This is a genomic window from Paenibacillus sp. HB172176, from assembly GCF_011947265.1.
Classification (GTDB): Bacteria; Bacillota; Bacilli; order Paenibacillales; family Paenibacillaceae; genus Pristimantibacillus.
Genome location: NZ_JAATHD010000084.1, coordinates 1 through 825, shown reverse-complemented (window position 1 = coordinate 825; position 825 = coordinate 1). Strand labels below are relative to the sequence as shown.

Here is an 825-nt window from a genome sequence, read left to right as displayed (position 1 = left end):
AACGCCGCATGTATGAACGTTATCAAACCGTGTACTTACATCTCAAAGGGAAGCTTGTCACGGAGATTGCACAGACTCTGAATCGCAGCAAGGAAACGGTAAATAGCTACATTCGCTCCTATCAAACCGGCGGTCTCGAGGCGTTACAAATGAAGTATTCCTCGGGAGCTCCTACTCGGTTAACGAAAGAACAACAAGAGCAATTGAAGCAGACCATCATTCTTTCCGTTCCAGATGATGTAGGCTTCACAGCTCGATATAACTGGACGCTGGAGATCATTGCTGCGTATATTGAACGAGAATTCGGTCATCGCTACTCCTTGCGAGGCATTTCAAAAATGATGCACCGCCAAGGACTGAGCTATACCAAACCAACGTACACCCTAGAAGCAGCCGATCCTGAAAAACAACGTCAGTTTACAGAGACTACATTTCCCGAATTAAAAAAAGATTGATGAACGACGAAATCGTGCATTTGCTTTTCGAAGATGAGTCCATGATTCGAGACTACCAGGCCATTCAAAAGACTTGGTTTCTGCGTGGCAAACAGCGCATTATTCAAACGACGGGCAAACATCGCGGCGTGAAGTTGCTCGCCACAGTCGACTATGCGACCGGTCAAATCGTTTGGCAGGAAAACGAACAATATACAGCTGAGACCTTTTTGAATTTTCTTCAAAAGGTGATTCTCGCGTATCCAGTTGGCAAAATCGTCATGGTGTTGGATAATGCCCGGATTCATCACGCCAAGCTGCTCCAACCGTTCCTGGACGAACTGAATGGTCGACTCGAATTGGTGTTTCTGCCGCCTTACAGCCCGCAGTT

At 46.7% G+C, this 825-nt stretch carries 1 pseudogene; it reads left to right on the top strand.

The window, feature by feature from the left end:
• Nucleotides 1–825: pseudogene (locus tag HFP08_RS29460) on the top strand (IS630 family transposase); the annotation flags it as partial.